At 68.0% G+C, this 19,245-nt stretch carries 14 protein-coding genes; 4 read left to right on the plus strand and 10 right to left on the minus strand.

Going from position 1 to position 19,245, the window contains the following annotated elements:
• On the plus strand, window positions 1-597 hold a 597-nt coding region (locus BFF76_RS24290; protein ID WP_208604878.1), incomplete at its 5' end, for an LCP family protein.
• A gap of 17 nt (window positions 598-614) precedes the next feature.
• Window positions 615-1,016 carry an NYN domain-containing protein gene (locus BFF76_RS24295; protein ID WP_053929252.1) on the plus strand — a complete coding sequence of 134 codons (402 nt, stop codon included), beginning with the start codon at window positions 615-617 and terminating at the stop codon, window positions 1,014-1,016.
• A 7-nt stretch (window positions 1,017-1,023) separates the two neighbouring features.
• Here BFF76_RS24295 and BFF76_RS24300 read toward each other — a convergent pair whose 3' ends face one another.
• The 7 genes from BFF76_RS24300 to BFF76_RS24330 form a co-directional block, all read right to left on the minus strand.
• Window positions 1,024-2,526, minus strand: coding sequence for an amino acid permease (locus BFF76_RS24300; protein WP_031095721.1), 1,503 nt, complete (start codon window positions 2,524-2,526; stop codon window positions 1,024-1,026).
• Between the two features lie 144 nt (window positions 2,527-2,670).
• A complete protein-coding gene (dxs, locus tag BFF76_RS24305; RefSeq protein WP_065849066.1) occupies window positions 2,671-4,584 on the minus strand; it encodes a 1-deoxy-D-xylulose-5-phosphate synthase in 1,914 nt (637 codons plus the stop codon).
• Window positions 4,585-4,756: 172 nt separating this feature from the next.
• Complete coding sequence (locus tag BFF76_RS24310; protein ID WP_053929250.1) at window positions 4,757-6,034, minus strand: sugar ABC transporter permease; 1,278 nt, start codon at window positions 6,032-6,034, stop codon at window positions 4,757-4,759.
• Window positions 6,031-6,819, minus strand: a complete 789-nt coding sequence (locus BFF76_RS24315; protein WP_031095728.1) for an ATP-binding cassette domain-containing protein — start codon at window positions 6,817-6,819, stop codon at window positions 6,031-6,033. Before BFF76_RS24315 ends, BFF76_RS24310 begins: the two co-directional genes overlap by 4 nt.
• A gap of 199 nt (window positions 6,820-7,018) precedes the next feature.
• Window positions 7,019-8,128 carry a sugar ABC transporter substrate-binding protein gene (locus BFF76_RS24320; protein ID WP_031095730.1) on the minus strand — a complete coding sequence of 370 codons (1,110 nt, stop codon included), beginning with the start codon at window positions 8,126-8,128 and terminating at the stop codon, window positions 7,019-7,021.
• A gap of 119 nt (window positions 8,129-8,247) precedes the next feature.
• Window positions 8,248-9,447: an ROK family transcriptional regulator gene (locus BFF76_RS24325; RefSeq protein WP_031095731.1), complete on the minus strand. Its 1,200-nt coding sequence runs from the start codon at window positions 9,445-9,447 to the stop codon at window positions 8,248-8,250.
• Window positions 9,448-9,791: 344 nt separating this feature from the next.
• Window positions 9,792-10,379: a dihydrofolate reductase family protein gene (locus BFF76_RS24330; RefSeq protein ID WP_031095732.1), complete on the minus strand. Its 588-nt coding sequence runs from the start codon at window positions 10,377-10,379 to the stop codon at window positions 9,792-9,794.
• A gap of 70 nt (window positions 10,380-10,449) precedes the next feature.
• Here BFF76_RS24330 and BFF76_RS24335 point away from each other — a divergent pair, with 70 nt between their 5' ends.
• Window positions 10,450-11,025 carry a TetR/AcrR family transcriptional regulator gene (locus tag BFF76_RS24335; RefSeq protein WP_031095734.1) on the plus strand — a complete coding sequence of 192 codons (576 nt, stop codon included), beginning with the start codon at window positions 10,450-10,452 and terminating at the stop codon, window positions 11,023-11,025.
• 104 nt (window positions 11,026-11,129) lie between these two features.
• Here BFF76_RS24335 and BFF76_RS24340 read toward each other — a convergent pair whose 3' ends face one another.
• From BFF76_RS24340 to ngcE, 3 genes are all read right to left on the minus strand, one after another.
• Entirely contained in the window at window positions 11,130-12,050 is a 921-nt protein-coding gene (locus BFF76_RS24340; protein WP_065849067.1) for a carbohydrate ABC transporter permease, read from the minus strand.
• A 97-nt stretch (window positions 12,051-12,147) separates the two neighbouring features.
• Window positions 12,148-13,071, minus strand: coding sequence for a carbohydrate ABC transporter permease (locus BFF76_RS24345; RefSeq protein ID WP_031095738.1), 924 nt, complete (start codon window positions 13,069-13,071; stop codon window positions 12,148-12,150).
• 49 nt (window positions 13,072-13,120) lie between these two features.
• Window positions 13,121-14,569 carry an N-acetylglucosamine/diacetylchitobiose ABC transporter substrate-binding protein gene (gene ngcE / locus BFF76_RS24350; RefSeq protein ID WP_031095740.1) on the minus strand — a complete coding sequence of 483 codons (1,449 nt, stop codon included), beginning with the start codon at window positions 14,567-14,569 and terminating at the stop codon, window positions 13,121-13,123.
• Between the two features lie 489 nt (window positions 14,570-15,058).
• Between ngcE and BFF76_RS24355 the strand changes: the two genes are divergently transcribed.
• Window positions 15,059-18,907, plus strand: coding sequence for a GH92 family glycosyl hydrolase (locus tag BFF76_RS24355; protein WP_065849068.1), 3,849 nt, complete (start codon window positions 15,059-15,061; stop codon window positions 18,905-18,907).
• Window positions 18,908-19,245: the final 338 nt, after the last annotated feature.

Genomic DNA, 19,245 nt, shown 5'->3' on the forward strand with positions numbered 1-19,245 from the left:
CCGGCCTGCGTGGTGAAGACCGTGGAGAAGATGTCCGGGGTCCGGATCGACCACTACCTGGAGATCAACTTCGCCGGCTTCAAGGACCTGGTCGACGCGATCGGCGGCGTGACCGTCAACGTCGAGGAGCCGATCAAGGACGAGGCCTCCGGGCTCGACCTGACCGCCGGCACACACAAGCTGAGCGGCACCGAGTCCCTCGCCTACGTCCGCACCCGGCACGGCGTCGGGGACGGCAGCGACCTCGGCCGCATCGGGCTGCAGCAGCAGTTCCTGCTCGCGCTGCTGACCGAGATCAAGTCGCAGGACCTGCTGGGCAGTCCGACGACCACGTACAAGATCGCCAGTTCCGCGACCAAGTCGCTGACGACCGACGAGGGGCTCGCCTCCCTGACCTCGCTCAGTGAGTTCGCCCGCTCGATGAACGGCGTCGACCCCTCCTCCATGGAGACGATCATGCTGCCGGTCGCCTACGACAAGCAGGACCCGAACCGGGTGGTCCCCGCCGAGCCCCAGGCCGGCAGCCTCTGGAAGGCGATCCGGGCGGACGGCACGATCCCGGAGTCGGCCAAGAAGTCTCCGGCCACCGGCGGCTGACCTGGCATCCTTCGGGGATGACGGGTGAGAGGACTCTGGTGATCGTCGACGCCGCCAATGTGGTGGGGTCCGTGCCGGACGGGTGGTGGCGGGACCGGCACGGGGCGGCCGAGCGGCTGCGGGACTCGCTGGTCCCGTACGCCGATGACGGGCTGCCGGGGTATGCCGGTCCCGTCGAGATCGTGCTGGTCGTGGAGGGCGCCGCGAGCGGGGTCGTCTCCGTGCCGGGCGTCCGGGTCCGGGCTGCAGCCGGCAGCGGGGACGACCTGATCGCCGAACTCGCCGCCGCCGCCCGGGGCGTACGGTCCTGCGTCGTCGTCACGGCCGACCGCGGGCTGCGGCAGCGGGCGGAGGCGTACGGGGCCCGCTGTACGGGCCCTCGTACGGTACGGCCGCTGCCGCCGTCACGCGGCGCCTGACCTGACGTCAGGACTTCTTGGTCATACGGCTGTTCCGGCGGCCGTACACCATGTAGACGATCACGCCGAGCACCATCCAGATCCCGAACCGGAGCCATGTCTCGGCCGGCAGGTTCAGCATCAGCCAGACCGACGCCGCCACCGAGAGGATCGGCAGAGCCGGCACCCACGGGGTACGGAAGGCGCGGTGGAGCTCGGGGCGGGTGCGGCGCAGCACGATCACGCCGAGGGCGACGACGACGAACGCGAAGAGCGTGCCGATGTTCACCAGCGTCGCCAACTCGTTGATGCTGGTGAAGCCGGCGACGATCGCGATGACCACGCCGAGCAGGATGGTCGGGCGGTACGGGGTGCCGAAGCGAGGGTGCGTGACCGAGAAGAACCTCGGCAGCAGTCCGTCGCGGCTCATGGCGAAGAACACCCGGGTCTGGCCCAGCAGCAGGATCATGCAGACGGTGGTGAGGCCGACGGCCGCGCCGAAGCTGATGACTCCCGCGTAGAAGGGGTGCCCGACGGCCTTGAAGGCGTCGGCGAGCGGGGCGCTGACGGAGAGTTCGGAGTAGTGCTGCATGCCGGTGACCACGATGGAGACGGCGACGTAGAGCAGGGTGCAGATGACCAGCGAGGCAAGGATGCCGCGCGGCATGTCACGCTGCGGGAGCTTGGTCTCCTCCGCCGCGGTGGCCACGACGTCGAAGCCGATGAAGGCGAAGAAGACGATGGAGGCGGCGGTGAAGATGCCCATGATGCCGAAGTTCGTCGGTTCGTAGCCGAAGATCAGCTGGACCAGGGGGGCGTCCAGGCCCGATCCGCCGGTCTGCTTCTCGGCCTCGGGGATGAAGGGCGAGTAGTTGGACGTGTCGATGAAGAACAGTCCGGCGATGATCACGATGCCCACGACCGCGAGCTTGATGGCCACGACGACGGTGGTCACCCGGGCGGAGAGCTTCATCCCGAGGACCAGGATGACTGTCAGGATCAGCACCAGGGCGAACGCCAGGATGTCGAAGCCGAAGCCGCTCGCCACATCGGGGCCGGAGAGCGCCTCGGGCATCGTCCAGCCGACGTTGTCCATCAGCGAGCGCACGTAGCCGGACCAGCCGACCGCCACCACCGCCGTGCCCAGGGCGAATTCCAGCACCAGGTCCCAGCCGATGATCCATGCGACCAGCTCGCCCAGCGAGGCGTAGGAGAAGGTGTACGCCGAACCGGCCACCGGGACGGTGGAGGCGAATTCGGCGTAGCAGAGGGCGGCGAGCGCGCAGACGACGCCCGCCGCGACGAAGGCGAGGGCGGTGGCCGGGCCAGCCGTCTCCTTGGCGACCTTGCCCGTGAGGACGAAGATCCCGGTGCCGATGATGACACCCACTCCGAAGACCGTGAGGTCCAGCGCGGAGAGGGACTTCTTGAGAGCGTGCTCCGGTTCTTCCGTATCGCGGATGGACTGTTCGACCGTCTTGGTCCGGAACAGCCCCTTCCCGCTGGGGGGCGTGTCCTGCTGCGTGCTCACCGGCGTACCTCCACGCACTCGTCGTGCACGCCATGATTCGGAACCAGACGCCCCGAAACGCACTGTACGCCCCGATTTCACGCGAATGGGCCGGTCGGACCACCCGAGTGGGGTGGGCGACCGGCCCGGTGCGGTGCGGGCGGATCAGTCGCGGACGCGCGCCACGGCCCGGCTCTCGAGCCGGCCGTCGAGCCTGGCGACCAGGCCGGTGACCTGACGGGCGATGTCCGGTGCCGTCAGTCCGATCTCGGCCATGACCTCGCCGCGCGAGGCGTGGTCGAGGAACACCGGCGGGATGCCGAAGTCGCGCAGCGGTACGTCGACGTCCGCGTCGCGCAGTGCCTGCGCGACGGCGGAGCCGACACCGCCGGCCCTGCTGTTGTCCTCGACCGTGACGACGACCCGGTGCTCCGCCGCCAGGGGGGCGAGCGCCTCGTCGACGGGCTTGACCCAGCGCGGGTCGACGACCGTCGTGGAGATGCCCTGGGCGTCCAGGAGCGTGGCGATCTCCAGGCACATCGGGGCGAGGGCGCCGACGGAGACCAGCAGGACGTCGGGCTCGTCCGTACCCGCCGAGCGCAGGACGTCCATGCCGCCCACCGTGCCGACGGCGTCGACCGCGGGGCCGACGGCGCCCTTGGAGAAGCGGACGACGGTCGGTGCGTCGTCGACGGCGACGGCCTCGCGCAGCTGGGCGCGGACCTGTTCGGCGTCGCGCGGGGCGGCGATGCGCAGGGTGGGCACGCACTGCAGGACCGACATGTCCCACATGCCGTTGTGCGAGGCGCCGTCCGTGCCCGTGACGCCGGCCCGGTCCAGGACGAAGGTCACTCCGCACTTGTGCAGGGCGACGTCCATCAGGACCTGGTCGAAGGCGCGGTTGAGGAAGGTGGCGTAGACCGCGAAGACGGGGTGCAGCCCGCCCGTGGCCAGGCCGGCGGCGGAGACCGCGCCGTGCTGCTCGGCGATCCCGACGTCGTAGATGCGGTCCGGGAACGCCTCCTCGAACCTGCCGAGGCCGACGGGCTGGAGCATGGCCGCCGTGATGGCGACGATGTCCTCGCGCTCGTGGCCCAGCTTGAGCATCTCCTCGCCGAAGACCGAGGTCCAGTCGAGGCCGGAGGTCGAGATGGGCAGACCGGTGTCCGGGTGGATCTTGCCGACCGCGTGGAAGCGGTCCGCCTCGTCCTGGAGGGCGGGGGTGTAGCCGCGGCCCTTCTCGGTGAGGCAGTGCACGATGACCGGACCGCCGAAGCGCTTGGCGCGCTGGAGGGCGGACTCCAGGGCCTCGATGTCGTGGCCGTCGATCGGCCCGACGTACTTCAGGCCGAGGTCCTCGAACATGCCCTGCGGGGCGATGAAGTCCTTGAGGCCCTTCTTGGCGCCGTGCAGGGTCTCGTACAGCGGCCGGCCGACGACGGGCGTGCGCTCCAGGAGGTCCTTGCCGCGGGCCAGGAACCGCTCGTACCCGTCGGTGGTGCGGAGGGTGGCCAGGTGGTTGGCGAGGCCGCCGATGGTCGGGGCGTAGGAGCGTTCGTTGTCGTTGACGACGATGACGAGGGGGCGGTCCTTGGCGGCGGCGATGTTGTTCAGCGCCTCCCAGGCCATACCGCCGGTGAGCGCGCCGTCGCCGATGACCGCGACGACGTGGTCGTCCTTCTTCAGGACCTCGTTGGCCTTGGCGAGGCCGTCGGCCCAGCCGAGCACCGTCGAGGCGTGGGAGTTCTCGATGACGTCGTGCTCGGACTCGGCGCGGGACGGGTATCCGGAGAGCCCGCCCTTGCTCTTGAGCTTCGAGAAGTCCTGCCGGCCGGTGAGCAGCTTGTGCACGTAGCTCTGGTGGCCGGTGTCGAAGAGGACCTTGTCCTGCGGGGACTCGAAGACCCGGTGCAGGGCGATGGTCAGCTCGACCACACCCAGGTTCGGGCCGAGGTGGCCGCCGGTCTTGGACACCTCCTCGACGAGGAAGGTGCGGATCTCCCCGGCGAGCTGGTCGAGCTGCTCGAGACCGAGCCGGTCCAGGTCGCGCGGTCCCCTGATGCGGGTCAGCAGGTCCACCCGTGCCTCCTTGCTTGTGAGCTGGTCGAGCGTGTCGATCCGATGAGTCTAATGTTCCGTCGGCGCACCGGGTCATCGGGCGCCTGATTCGTCCTCGCCCCGCGGACTGCCGCCGGACGCGCGGGTGCCCGGCATCGCGAGGATGCCGGGCACATGTGCGCAGGTACGACGGTCAGGCGCGGCCTGCGGTCTTCTGCGTCTTGCGGGTGATGGAGTCGATGACGACCGTGACGAGAAGAACAGCGCCGGTGATCATGTAGTTGATCGGCGTGGCGATGCCTTCGAGGGCCAGGCCGTACTGGATCGAGACGATCACCATGACACCGAGCAGCGCGTTCCAGGTGCGGCCCCGGCCACCGAAGAGGCTGGTGCCGCCGATGACGGCCGCGGCGATGACGTTCATCAGGAGGTCGCCGGCCCCGGAGCCCTGGTTGGCCGCCGCGATCTTCGAGGCCCAGAACAGACCTCCGACGGCCGCGAAGGTGCCGGCGATGGAGAAGACCGAGACGCGGATCGCGGTGACGTTGATTCCCGCGCGGCGGGACGCCTCGACGCTGCCGCCGAGTGCGAAGATCTTCCGCCCGTAGGAGGTGCGGCGCAGGACGAAGTCCGTGCCGACCAGGACGATGAGGAAGAGGACCAGGGCCAGCGGGAGGCCGCGGTACTGGTTGAACATGAACGCGGCGCCGAAGGCGAACACCGCGAGGACGACGGTGCGGACCACGATGTCGACGAGCGGACGCGCCGGGATGCCCGCGGCCTCACGGCGGCGGGTGTCGAGGAAGGCGGAGAGGAAGTAGCCGATCACCCCGACGGCGGCGAGCCCGTAGGCGGCGGCGACGTCCGAGAAGTAGTACGTGGTCAGGCTGCCGACGACGCCGTCGCTGTCCAGGTTGATCGTGCCGGTGTCACCGAGCAGCTGGAGCATGAAGCCCAGCCAGAACAGCAGACCGGCGAGGGTGACGGCGAACGCCGGGGCGCCGATCCGTGCGAAGAAGAAGCCGTGGATCGCGCCCATGACCGCGCCGCTGAGCACGGCGACGAGTATGGCGAGCCACTCGTTCATCCCGTGCGTGACGCTGAGCACGGCGACGACCGCGCCCGAGACACCGCTGACCGAGCCGACCGAGAGGTCGATCTCGCCGAGCAGCAGCACGAAGATGATGCCGACGGCCATCATGCCGGTGGCCACCATCGTCACGGCGATGTCGCTGACGTTCTTCGCGGAGAGGAACTCGGAGTTCAGGCTCTGGAACACGACGCAGATGATGATCAGGCCGACGATCACGGGGATCGAGCCGAGGTCACCGCCGCGCATCTTGCGCCTGAACTCGGTGAGGTAGCCGGCGAGGCCCTGCTCGCGCACGAGGAGCCGGGGGTCGACCACGGTGTCGGCGCCCTTGGCCGCCTCCGGGTTGACCACTGCGGTGGACGTCTTGTCGGTTGTCACTTCTGGGCCTCCGCGTTGCGCGCCGCACGACGGGTCACGGCGTTCTCCGTGGCACCCGTGATGGCGGAGATGATCTCTTCCTGCGAGGTGGTCTTCACGTCGAAGATCCCGTTGTTCCGGCCCAGCCGGAGCACCGCGACCTTGTCGGCGACGGCCTTCACATCGGCCATGTTGTGGCTGATGAGGATGACCGCGTGGCCCCGCTCGCGCAGTCGCTCGACGAGGTCGAGGACCTGTGCGGTCTGCTCGACGCCGAGCGCGGCGGTGGGCTCGTCGAGGATGACGAGCTTGGGCTCGCCCAGCATCGAACGGGCGATGGCGACGGTCTGGCGCTGGCCGCCGGAGAGCGACGCGATCGGGATGCGGACGCTGGGAATGCGGATCGACAGCGTGCTGAGGAGCTCGCGGGAGCGCCGCTCCATCTCGACCTCGTCGAGGATTCCGAACTTCCGGAGCTCCCGGCCGAGGTAGAGGTTGCCGACGACGTCGATGTTGTCGCAGAGCGCTAGGTCCTGGTAGACGGTCGCGATCCCCAGGTTCTGGGCATCGTGCGGCTTGTTGATCTGGACCGTCCGGCCGTCCCACTCGATGACACCGTCATCGATGGGGTGGACTCCGGCGATCGTCTTGACCAGCGTTGATTTACCGGCGCCGTTGTCACCCACCAGGGCGACCACCTCACCGGCGTGGACCTCAAGCTCTACGTCGGTGAGCGCCTGGACGGCACCGAATCGCTTGGAGACCCCTCGCAACGCCAACACGGGCGTAGCGGACACGTGAACCATCTCCTTCGCCGCCTGACCCGGCGGGGATACCGCGCCTGGGGGAGGCGCGGTGGTTGAGCAGAAGAATTGAGGAAGAAGCGTCCGAAGTCGTTCCGTCCGGCGCCCGGCCCGGTAGCGGGACAGTTGGTGGGCGGGGCGCCGGACAGGCTTCGGGTCCGCCCGGTCCCGGCCGCGGGGGCCGGTCCGGGCGGGTTGGGACCTACTTCAGGCCCGCGGCGCTGCAGGCGGCCTTGTACTTGGCCGTGCAGATCTCGTCGAGCGTGTAGATGCCGTCCTTGATGACGGTGTCCTTGATGTTGTCCTTGGTCAGCGAGACGACCGGGACGAGCACGGTGGCGATGCCCTTCGTGCCGGCGTTGTCGACCTTGGACGTGGCGATGGTGTCGAGCTTCTCGCCCTTGGCGAGCGCGACGGCCATCTCCGCGGCGACGACGCCCTCCTGCGGGTAGGGCTTGTAGACGCTCATGAACTGCTCACCGGTGACGATGCGCTGCACACCGGCGAGTTCGGCGTCCTGGCCGGTGACCGGCGGGAGCTTGGAGAGCCCGGCGGACTTGAGGGCCTGGATGATGCCGCCGGCCATGCCGTCGTTGGCGGAGTAGACGCCGTCGATCTTGTCCTTGCCCAGGGCGGTGATCGCGCCCTCCATGTTGGCGTTGGCGTTCTCCGGCTTCCACTCCTTGGTGTCGTACTCCTTGCCGTACGTCACCTTGCCGTCGAGCACCGACTTGGCGCCCTTCTTGAAGAGCGCGGCGTTCGGGTCGGTGATCGAGCCGTTCATCATCACGACGGTCGGCTTGGCGCCGTCGCCCAGGGCCTCCAGCAGGGCCTTGCCCTGCACGCGGCCGACCTCTTCGTTGTCGAAGGAGGTGTAGGCGTCGATCGGGCCCTCGGCGAGGCGGTCGAAGGCGACGACGGGGATGCCCGCGTCCTTGGCCTTCTTCACGCTGTTCTCGATGGCCTTGGCGTCCACCGCGTCGATGATGAGCGCGTCGACCTTGTTCGTGATCATGGTGTCGACCTGCTGGGACTGCGTGGTGGCGTCCTGCTTGGCGTTGGCGTAGACGACCTCCGCCTTGCCGCCGGTCAGCTCGCTGACCTTCTGCATGATGATCGGCTTGTCGAACTTCTCGTAACGTGCCGTGACGTTCTCGGGAAGGAGCAGGCCGATCTTGAGGGCATCGCCCTTCTTGGCCGACTCGGAACTGGTCTTGTCGCCGGACTCCTTGGCGCTCCCGCAAGCGGCGAGAGAGACAGCCATGGTGGTGGCGGCAACGGCAACGGCGGCACGACGCATACGCGTGTTCATTTCGAACCTCCCTGACGAGGCCGCGACGTTGCGGCCGAGGTGGCTGGAAGTCAACTCGGCCACGACGTCAGCGTCAAGGAGTAAATCCTTAACGAGATGACAACGGTGCCATTCGTTATCTAAGTGAAGGCAGGGCTCGCGGCGGGGAGAGTGCTCTCCAGAAGGGACGAATCCCCCATCTCGCTGAGTACGAGGGCCAGCGCACCCAGCACCTCGGCCCGGGCTCCGAGCGCCCCGGGGAGCACGGAGAGCTGCCGGGCGGCACTGGGGATGGCGTAGCGCGAGACGGAGTCACGGATGGGCCCCAGCACCAACTCCCCGGCCTCCGCGAGGGATCCGCCGAGCACGACTCGGCTCGGGTTGAGCAGGTTGCACAGGTTGGCCACCCCGCTGCCGATGTGCCGGCCGACGTCCCCGATGACCCGGCGGCAGCCCGGGTCGCCCTCACGGGCCAGCTGGACCATCCGCTCCATGGTGAGATCAGCCCCGTGGCTGGGCTTCAGCAGCGGCAGGACGTACCGGGCGGCGGTGAAGGTCTCCAGGCAGCCGCGGTTCCCGCAGCGGCAGACGGGGCCCGATTCGTCGAGGGTGATGTGGCCGATCTCGCCGGCCGTGCCGCCCGGGCCCCGGTAGATGTGCCCGTCGATCACCAGACCTGCGCCGACACCGCTGGCGACCTTGATGTAGGCGAGGTCCCTGACGCCCTTGCCGGCGCCCCAGACGAGCTCCCCGAGAGCCCCGAGGTTGGCGTCGTTGTCCACGTAGACCGGCACCCCGAGGCGCCCGGCCAGCTCCTGGCTGGGATTGATGCCCGTCCAGCCCGGGAGGATCGAGGTGGAGCCCAGCGTGCCGGATTCGACATCGATCGGGCCCGGCACGCCGAGGCCGACGCCGATCACCTTCCCGGGGCTGATCCCGGTGGTCTCGACCAGGCGGTTGACCAGCTGTTCCGCCCGGCCGAAGCCCTGCGCCGACGAGGCGTCCACGTCCAGCGGCTCGGACTCCTCGGCCAGCACCTGGTGAGCCAGGTTGCCGATGGCCACCCGAAGGTGGGTGTGCCCGAAATCCACCCCGATGACAATGCCCGCGTCCCCGCTCAGGGAGACACTTCTGGCGCGCCGGCCTCCCGCCGAGGTGGGGGTCACCTCGACCGTGCCGCTGTCCTTGAGCTCACGGACGATGTTGGAGACAGTGGCTGCGGAGAGGCCGGTGCTCCTGGCGATCTCGGCCTGGGTCAGGGACCCCGCCATCCTTACGGCACGCACGACCCGCTCAAGGTTGGCCCGATGCAGAGATGTCTGCGACCCCGGAGTCTCCATCGACTCACTCACTCCTGCCGTTTTCTCTAACATGTGAACTCTAAGATGAGCGTTTTGGGGCGCCCCCCGTCAAGACCTTGAGCAGTCGCAGCCCCCGATGAGCATCGGGCCTCCACATCCGGACAGTGACGAAAGCCCAGGAAACGACGTGAACCGCCCACCGGTTGGGCCCGGTGGGCGGTTCGGGGCCCTGAGGGCCTGTTCGTTTCCGGTGGCCGGTGTTGCCCGGATGAAGGCAGCAACCGACTACCGCATGTCACCGGAAGGGGATGAACGGGGGCGGGCCACCCGGACCGGGCACCGCGCGACCCGGCACGTACGGCACACACCCGGCTCGGGACACGTCAGCGCCGGGTGAACCGGGTGACCGTCACGCCGTTGTCGAACGAGGCCCGGTCGGCGACCCCGAAGAGGGTGGGGTCGAACTCCCCGTTGATCACCGGGATACCGGCCCCCGCGACCACCGGGTAGCTCTTGACGATCAGCTCGTCGATCTCGGGCAGCAGCTCCCCCGCGAGAAGGCCGCCACCGCAGAGCCAGATGTCCTGACCCTCCTCCCGCTTGAGGCCGCGCACCAGGCCGAGCGGGTCCTCGGCGACCACGGTGACCGCCGGGTCGGTGTCCGGGGCCAGCGTGCTGGACACGACGTACTGGCGCAGATGGGCGTAGGGGCTGGTGAAACCCGCGTCCAGGCCGGGCCGATAACTGCCGAGCCCCATCAGTACGGTGTCGAAGCGCCGGTTGGGGGCGTCCGCCAGCCCCGCTCCGGCGCGGGCGAAGGTGGGGACGGTCTCGGGGTACCGGGCGTTGACCCACGAGGCGTACGCGGCCGCCTGCTCCTCGTCACCCTGCGGATAGAAGTCGAACTCCCCGCCCGGCCCCGCGATGTAGCCGTCGATGGAGACGGCGACGTAGTAAACGAGCTTTCGCATGCGCACACCCCGTTGCGTAGTACTCTGCTTGAAGTGGTTTGACCGTAGTACTACAGATGGAGTGGTGTCAATGGTGCGCAGGAACGACGCGCGGCGGGCGGCCCTCGTCGACGCATCGATCGAGGTGCTGGCCAGGGAAGGTGCGCGCGGACTCACCTTCCGGGCGGTGGACACGGAGGCGGGTGTCCCGGCCGGCACGGCCTCCAACTACTTCGCCAACCGGGACGACCTGCTCACCCAGGCGGGCAGCCGGGTCTACGAACGGCTGCAGCCCGACGAGGCGACGGTGGAAAGGCAGCGGAATGCCTCACCGGACCGGGAGACCTACACCCAGCTGATGCGCGAGCTGATCGACAGGGTCAGCGGCTTCCGCACCGGCTATCTGGCGTTGCTGGAACTGCGCCTGGAGGCCACCCGGCGGCCCGGGCTGCGGGCGGTGCTGACCGAGCAGGTGCGCGCGGACGTCGAGGCCAATGTGGCCTACCACGAGGCGTCGGGCCTGCCCGGCGACGCCACCGCGGTCCGGCTGCTCATCCTGGCCTTCAACTGGCTCATCGTCGAACAGCTCACGCTGCCGGGGGTCTTCACGGAAGCCGAGCGCGACCGTCTCGTCGAGGCCGCGGTCGACCGCATCGTGGGGAGGTGAGGCGGCGTCCGGTCCGCCGGCGCAGTTCGCCGCCCGGGGCCCGCGCACGCCTGAGCACCGCATGCCGGCGGCATGCGGTGCTCAGGTCGAACGAACGGGCCCCCCTACTTGAGCGCCCCCGCCGTCAGCCCCGCGACGACCTGGCGCTGGAAGACGATGTAGGCGGCGAGGACCGGCAGCATCGCCATGACCAGACCCGCGAAGAGGCCCGACCAGTCCCCCTTGTAGCCCTGGCTGGTGGCCAGTTCGACCAGGCCCTGGGAGAGCACCTTGCCGTCCGGGTCGGTGTTCAGCACCGTCGGCAGCATGTACTGGTTCCACTGGCCGAGGAAGTTGAAGATACCGACGCTGATCAGACCGGGCTTGGCCATCGGCAGCATCACCTGGAAGAACGTCCGGGTGTGCGAGGCGCCGTCGAGCAGGGCCGCTTCCGCGATCGAGGTCGGCAGGGTCCGGAAGAACGAGGTGAGGAAGAAGACGGTGAAGGGCAGCGAGTAGGCGATGTAGACCAGGATCAGCCCGTGCACCGAGTTCAGCAGGCCCATGTTGTTCATGACGAAGAACAGCGGGACCAGCGCCAGGATGATCGGGAAGCTCATCCCGCCGATGAAGAGGAAGTAGATGAAGCGGTTCCCCGGGAAGTCGAACCGCGCCAGCACGTAGGCCGCCATCGAGCCAAGCAGCAGGGTGCCTATGAGTGAACCGCCGACCACCAGGATGGTGTTGAGGAAGTAGTCACTCATGTGGGCCTGGTTCCAGGCCCGGGACCAGTTCTCGAAGTGGAGCCTGTCCGGCAGCGCCCAGGGCGTCGACAGGATGGAGTCGTCGGTCTTGAAGGACGCCATCACCGCCCAGAGCAGCGGCATGATGACGAGGACCGCCCAGATGACCAGCACACCGTGCGAGAAGACGTTGAGGACCTTGCCCTCGCTGCTCCTCGCCGGCCCGCCGGACGGGGCGTCCGTCGTCTTCCGCACCGGCGAGCGCGGGGCCGGGACGGCGGGAGGAGTCTCAGTGACCTTCATGTGTGCTCACCTCGTGCAACTGTCGAGCCGGTCACCGGGACCGAACTGTTCCGCGCGCCCCGGTCCGTCCGGTCGCCGTGCCTCGCGATGACCGGCATCAGAACTCCAGCCGCTCGCGCCGGCCCAGCCGCATCACGATGGCCGCGAAGAGCATGGTGACGATGAGGAGCCCGACGCCGATCGTGGTCGCGTAGCCGGCCTGGGCGTCGCGGAAGGCCGTCTGGTAGACGTACAGCGGCAGGACCGTGGTGGAGTAGTCGGGGCCGCCCGGGCCGACCGTCATGACCTGTACGGCGGTGAAGGCCTCCACCCCGAGGGCCAGGATGCCCATGTAGACCCAGCCGGACTGCACGGTGTCCCAGAGCAGCGGCAGCGTGATCTTGAAGAACGTCGTGACGCGGTCGGCACCGTCCAGCAGCGCGGCCTCGTAGAAGTCCTTCGGTATGGACGCCATGCCGGCGGAGAAGAGGACGACGAAGAATCCGACCGTCGACCAGATCAGCACGACCATCACGCAGTACAGCGCCAGATCGGGGTCGCCGAGCCAGTCCGGCTGGAGGCTCTTGAGGCCGACGGCCTTCAGGGTCTCGTTCAGCATTCCGGACGAGGGGTTGAACGCGAACTGGAAGAGCAGGGCCACGATCACGATCGACAGGACCTGCGGGAAGAAATAGGCCACCTTGTAGAACGAGGAGCCCCGCACGCCGGCGACCGCGGCGTTCTTGCGCCGCCGGCCCCCGACGTTGAGCATGAAGGCGAAGAAGAGCGCGAGGCCCAGCGTCACCAGCGGCAGCAGCAGCGCCAGAAGAACACTGTGCTGCAGTGACTTCCAGAAGATGGCGTCGTCCAGCATCCGGCCGTAGTTGTCGAAGCCGACCATCTTGAAGTCCGGGCTCAGTCCCGTCCAGTCCGTGAACGAGTAGTAGATGGACTGGGCGAAGGGCCAGATCACGAAGATGGCGTACAACGCCAGTGGGGCGATGAGGAACCCCACGATGAAACGGTACTTGCCGTGCTGCATCGTTACCGACCCCGGTTTCTGAGCGGGTGCCGCCGCTGGTGACGGTGGCTCACTGGTGCTTGTAGTGCTTGACGGACTGGTCCTTGGCCGCCGCGTCGGCGAAGGCCTGGATCTTCTTGATGGTCTCCGCCGGGGTCGCGCGGCCGGCCATCATCTCGCCGATTCCGGCGATACCGATCTGCTCCTTCTGCAGCTTCACGTACCAGTCCTGCAGACGCGGGTTGAGCACGTTGTCGCCGGCCTTCTTCAGGACGTCGACGCCGGACTGCATGGCGGTGGACAGCGTGAGGCCGTCGGTGCCGCCGTTGAAGGCGGTGAGGGACTTCACCGACTTCGTGAAGTTCTTGGAGGACTCCTCGCTGAGCATGATGCGCAGCTGCTCCATGCCGCCCTCGGGGTTCTTCGCCTTCGCCGGGACGACGAACGGCTCGCCGCCGGAGGCCCACAGGGTGCCGAAGGGCAGCTTGTCGGACGAGTCGAGGCTGGACGGGGCGCCGACCATCATCTTGAAGTCGTCCGGCGTGGTGGGTGCGGCCTCGTTCTCCACCCACGAACCGTTCGGGATGAACAGCGCCTTGCCCTTGGTCCACTCGGTCTGCGACTGGATGTGGGTGAGGCCGGGAGTGCCCTTGAGGATGTAGCCCTTCTGGAAGAGCTCGTAGTACGCCTCGAAGGCGGCCTTGACGGCCGGGTCCTTCCAGGCGTTCGGCTCCAGGTTGTCGATCTTGTCGAGGACCTCGCGGCCACCGATCTTGCCGATGAAGGGGTACAGCGAGAACGGCAGGTAGTACGGGTACTTGCCGGGGTAGGTCCAGCCGGCGATGCCCTTCTTCTTCGCCTTCGCGCACAGCGCGAGCATGTCGTCCCAGTTCTCCGGGTACGTCGCGTCGAGCTTCTCAAGGTTGGTCTGGGAGTACCAGACGCCGTACACCGTGTACGCGTAGTACATGACCCAGACCGGGTCGCCCTCGAACTGGCCCATCTCCAGGACACCGGGGCGCAGCGTGTCGCGGACCTTCTTGGCGGGGTCGTCGTAGGACGGGGCGTCCATCAGCGGCGTGAGGTCGGCCAGCTGGTTCTTGCCGACCAGGACACCCATGTCCATCTGCTCGGCACCCGAGTTGTCGATGAGGTCCGGCGGGGTGCCGCCGTTGAAGCGCGGCTGCAGCGTCGACTGGATCTTCTCGGTCGCGGCGTGCTTGACCTTCGGAGCCTTGGGGAAGGCCTCGTTGTACTTCTTCTCGGCGTCGATGGCGTACTGCTCACCGAAGCCACCGTTGAAGATGACGACCTCGAGGGCGGCGGTCTCGTTGACACCGAGCGGGTTCTTCGCGCTCTTGGTGCCCTTCTCGACCTTCTCGTCGGTTCCGGTGTCGCTGCTCGCGCACGCCGACAGGAAGCTCATCGTCGGAACAGCGATCAGGCCGAGTGCGGCCGAACGCTTGATCAGGTCGCGACGGCCAAGGCCCTCATTCGTGCGGCCGGAGGTGAATCCCATGCTCAAGTCCTCGCCTTCTCCAGGACTCAGGCGGTGTACCGGTCACCCGTCGTGAATTCGCCTCAGGCGAAGGGGCCCGCCACCGCGGTCAGTTGCGCTTGGGTCGTGCGGATTGCCGGATTACTGTGGAGAAGTTCCGGGGACCGTACAGCGGGCCGCGTCTCGCGACCCCCGGACGTGCCACCCTCCCCCGTGCCCGCGCGCCGTTGTGAAGCGGCTGTGCAGACGCCGACAGGTATAGTCCACTTGCCGCCAACTGAGCAAGATCGAGAGCATGGTTGAGCGGCAGTCTTTCCCGAGTTGAGACCTCACGGACACTTCGGCACCGCGCGCCTCCGCACGGAAGCACCGTTTTCCGCAATACGGTCGAATCGTCGATGTCAACCCCACGCAACACCCTTGACATGCGTAGCCACTTGGCTCCCTACTGGAACCCGCGCCCCGCAATGACAACGTTGTCCAAGCATGTCCCGGGAGGAACGGCTCCGTATGCAGCCCCTACGTGGTCCTCAGCACGGCTCGCGCCACAGACACAGCCACTCGGCCGCGGTCCTCGCGGCTTCTGTCGTCATGGCCCTGGCAGCCCCCACCACAGCCCTCGCCCAGCCGGCCGGCGCCGCACAGAAGCCGTCCGGCGAAACGTCGTTCAGCTCCTCGTTCGAGGCCGACGAAAAGCAGCCGGACTGGCGGAATACGGTCGAAGAAGGCGCCGACGGCAAGAAAAGGGCATCGGGTGTCGACGGCGGATTCTCCGCCGGAATACCGGGCAATGTCACCGATCAGGTCACGGATATCCGGGCCAGTGGTGAGAACACCGGCGGCGGGGAGGTCAAGGAGAACCTGACCGATCTGGAACCGGGCAGCAAGTGGCTGGCCTTCGAACCCACGGGCTGGGTCGAGTTCGACCTCGCCGAATCCACCAAGGTGGTCACCTACGCCCTGACGTCGGCCAACGACCACGACGAGCGGGACCCCAGGGACTGGACCCTGAAGGGCTCCGCCGACGGCAAGACGTGGACGGACCTGGACACCCGCACCGGCCAGACCTTCTCCGAGCGGCTCCAGACCAAGTCGTTCGACCTCACCACGGACAAGGCCTACCAGCACTTCCGGCTGGAGATCACGAAGAACAACGGCGCGTCCGACGCGCTCCAGCTCGCCGACGTCCAGTTCTCGAACGGGGACACCTCCACCCCCACGCCCGACGACATGCGCACCCAGGCCGACCGGGGGCCCTCGGGCTCCCCCACCGCCAAGCAGGGTGCAGGCTTCACCGGGAAGAAGGCCCTGCGCTACGCGGGCACGCACAAGCCGGACGGGCGCGCCTACTCGTACAACAAGGTGTTCGACGTCAACACGGCGATCACCAAGGACACACAGCTCTCCTACCTGGTCTATCCGCAGATGGCCGAGACGGACCTCGACTACCCCGCGACGCACGTGTCGGTGGACCTGGCCTTCACCGACGGCACCTACCTGAGCGGGCTGAAGGCCACCGACAGCCACGGCGGACCGCTCACCCCGCAGGGCCAGGCCGACGCCAAGCGGCTGTACGTGAACCAGTGGAACAAGGTCGCCTCGCGCATCGGCACGGTGGCCGCGGGCAAGACCGTCGACCGGATCCTGGTGGCGTACGACTCCCCGAAGGGGCCGTCGAAGTTCCAGGGCTGGGTCGACGACATCGCGATCGCCCCGAAGGCACCGGAGAAGCGCAAGGCGCACCTCTCGGACTACGCGTCGACCGTGCGCGGCACCAACTCCAGCGGCGGCTTCTCGCGCGGCAACAACTTCCCCGCCACCGCGGTGCCGCACGGCTTCAACTTCTGGACGCCGGTCACCAACGCCGGGTCCACGAGCTGGCTGTACGACTACTCGCGCGGCAACAACGACGACAACCTGCCCACGCTGCAGGCCTTCAGCGCGAGCCACGAGCCGAGCCCCTGGATGGGTGACCGCCAGACCTTCCAGATGATGCCGTCGGCGGCCTCCGGCACCCCGGACGCCTCCCGCACGGCCCGTGCGCTGCCGTTCCGCCACGAGAACGAGACGGCGACCCCGCACTACTACGGCGTGACGTTCGAGAACGGCCTCAAGGCCGAGATGACGCCGACCGACCACGCGGCGCGGATGCAGTTCACCTTCCCCGGTGACGACGCGAGCCTGGTCTTCGACAACGTCTCCAACGACGGCGGTCTCACCCTCGACGCGAAGACCGGTTCCTTCACCGGCTACTCCGACGTGAAGAGCGGCGGCTCCACCGGGGCGACCCGTCTCTTCGTGTACGGCTCCTTCGACGCGCCGGTCACCGACAGCGGCAAGCTCAAGGGCGGCGGCGGTGACGACGTCACCGGCTTCTTCCGCTTCGACGCGGGCAAGGACAAGAAGGTCGGTCTGCGCCTGGCCACCTCGCTGATCAGCGTCGACCAGGCGAAGAAGAACCTCGCCATGGAGCTTCCGGCGAAGTCCTCCTTCGACAAGGTGAAGAGGGACGCGCAGAGGGCCTGGGACAAGATCCTCGGCAAGGTCGAGGTCGAGGGTGCGAACGCCGACCAGCTGACCACGCTCTACTCCAGCCTGTACCGGCTCTACCTCTACCCGAACTCGGGCTTCGAGCAGGTCGACGGCAAGAGCACCTACGCGAGCCCGTTCTCGCCGCAGACCGGCACGGACACCCCGACCCACACCGGCGCGAAGATCGTCAAGGGTGAGGTCTACGTCAACAACGGCTTCTGGGACACCTACCGGACGACCTGGCCGGCGTACTCCTTCCTCACCCCGAAGCAGGCCGGCAAGATGGTCGACGGCTTCGTCCAGCAGTACAAGGACGGCGGCTGGATCTCCCGCTGGTCGTCCCCGGGCTACTCCGACCTGATGACCGGCACCAGCTCCGACGTGGCCTTCGCCGACGCCTACGTCAAGGGTGTCGACTTCGACGCCGAGGCGGCGTACGACGCGGCGGTCAAGAACGCCACGGTGACCCCGCCGTCCTCCGGCGTCGGCCGCAAGGGCATGGACACCTCGGTCTTCACCGGATACGCCAACACCTCGACGCACGAGGGGCTTTCCTGGTCGCTGGAGGGCTACCTCAACGACTACGGCATCGCGCAGATGGGCCAGGCGCTCTACAAGAAGACGAAGAAGGCGCGCTACAAGGAGGAGTCCGACTACTTCCTCAACCGCGCGCAGAACTACGTCAAGCTCTTCGACGACAAGGCCGGCTTCTTCCAGGGCAGGAAGGCGAACGGCGACTGGCGTCTGCCCTCCGACCAGTACGACCCCCGCGTCTGGGGCTACGACTACACGGAGACCAACGGCTGGGGCTACGCCTTCACCGCCCCGCAGGACAGCCGGGGTTTGGCCAACCTCTACGGCGGCCGTGACGGACTCGGCAAGAAGCTGGACACGTACTTCTCCACCCCGGAGACCGCCGGACCCGAGTTCGTCGGCTCGTACGGCGGCGTCATCCACGAGATGACCGAGGCACGCGACGTGCGGATGGGGCAGTACGGTCACAGCAACCAGGTCGCGCACCACGCCACGTACATGTACAACGCCGCCTCACAGCCCTGGAAGACCCAGGAGAAGGTCCGCGAGGTCCTCGGCCGCCTGTACACCGGCAGCGAGATCGGCCAGGGCTACCACGGCGACGAGGACAACGGCGAGCAGTCGGCGTGGTTCCTCTTCTCCTCGCTCGGCTTCTACCCGCTGGTCATGGGCAGCGGTGAGTACGCGATCGGCTCGCCGCTCTTCACGAAGACGACCGTGCACCTGGAGAACGGCCGTGAACTCGTCGTCAAGGCTCCGAAGAACAGCGCGACGAACGTCTACGTCCAGGGCCTGAAGGTCAACGGCAAGAAGTGGAACTCCACTTCGCTGCCGCACGACCTGCTCGCCAAGGGCGGCGTGCTGGAGTTCGACATGGGTTCCAAGCCGTCGGCGTGGGCCACGGGCAGGAGCGCGGCTCCGGTCTCCATCACCCAGGACGACAAGGTGCCCGCCCCGAAGGGCGACGTGCTCAAGGGCGACGGCGCGCTGTACGACAACACCTCCGCGACCTCGGCCGCGGTCGAGTCGGTGGAGCTGCCGGCCGCCGCGGGCACGAAGGCGGTCCAGTACACGCTGACCTCGGCCACCGCGGCGAAGGCCCCGACGGGCTGGGTGCTGCAGGGGTCGACGGACGGTACCTCCTGGAAGGACCTCGACAAGCGGTCCGGCCAGACGTTCGCCTGGGACAAGCAGACCCGGGTGTTCTCGGTGCAGGCGCCGGAGGCGTACGCGAAGTACCGGCTGGTGAGCGCGTCGGCGGCGACGCTGGCGGAGATCGAGCTGATCTCCTGACCGCCTGACCGGAGTTACGGGACCGGGGGCCGGTTCATCCGCACTTGCGGGTGAACCGGCCCCCGGTGGCATGGTGGCCGCCGCCGGGCTGCCGGACGGCTCCGGCCTGGGGAGACACCGACCGGTGTGGGCTAGTCAGGGTATTTTTCAGCGTGTTTGCGGCGTCCCGGCGCATTCTCCGGGCGATCCATGTCATCCCTTAGGCGATCAGGTGATCAGTACGACAATCATCTCGGCTTGAAGGAGCCCAGCATGCACATCTCAGCTTCCCTCCGTTCCCGCCGCGTCCGCACGGGCACCGCGGTGGCCGCTGCGGTCGCGGCGGGAACGGAGGGAAG

Origin of the sequence: Streptomyces mutomycini, from assembly GCF_001700505.1 — a bacterium.
GTDB classification, from domain to species: Bacteria; Actinomycetota; Actinomycetes; order Streptomycetales; family Streptomycetaceae; genus Streptomyces; species Streptomyces mutomycini.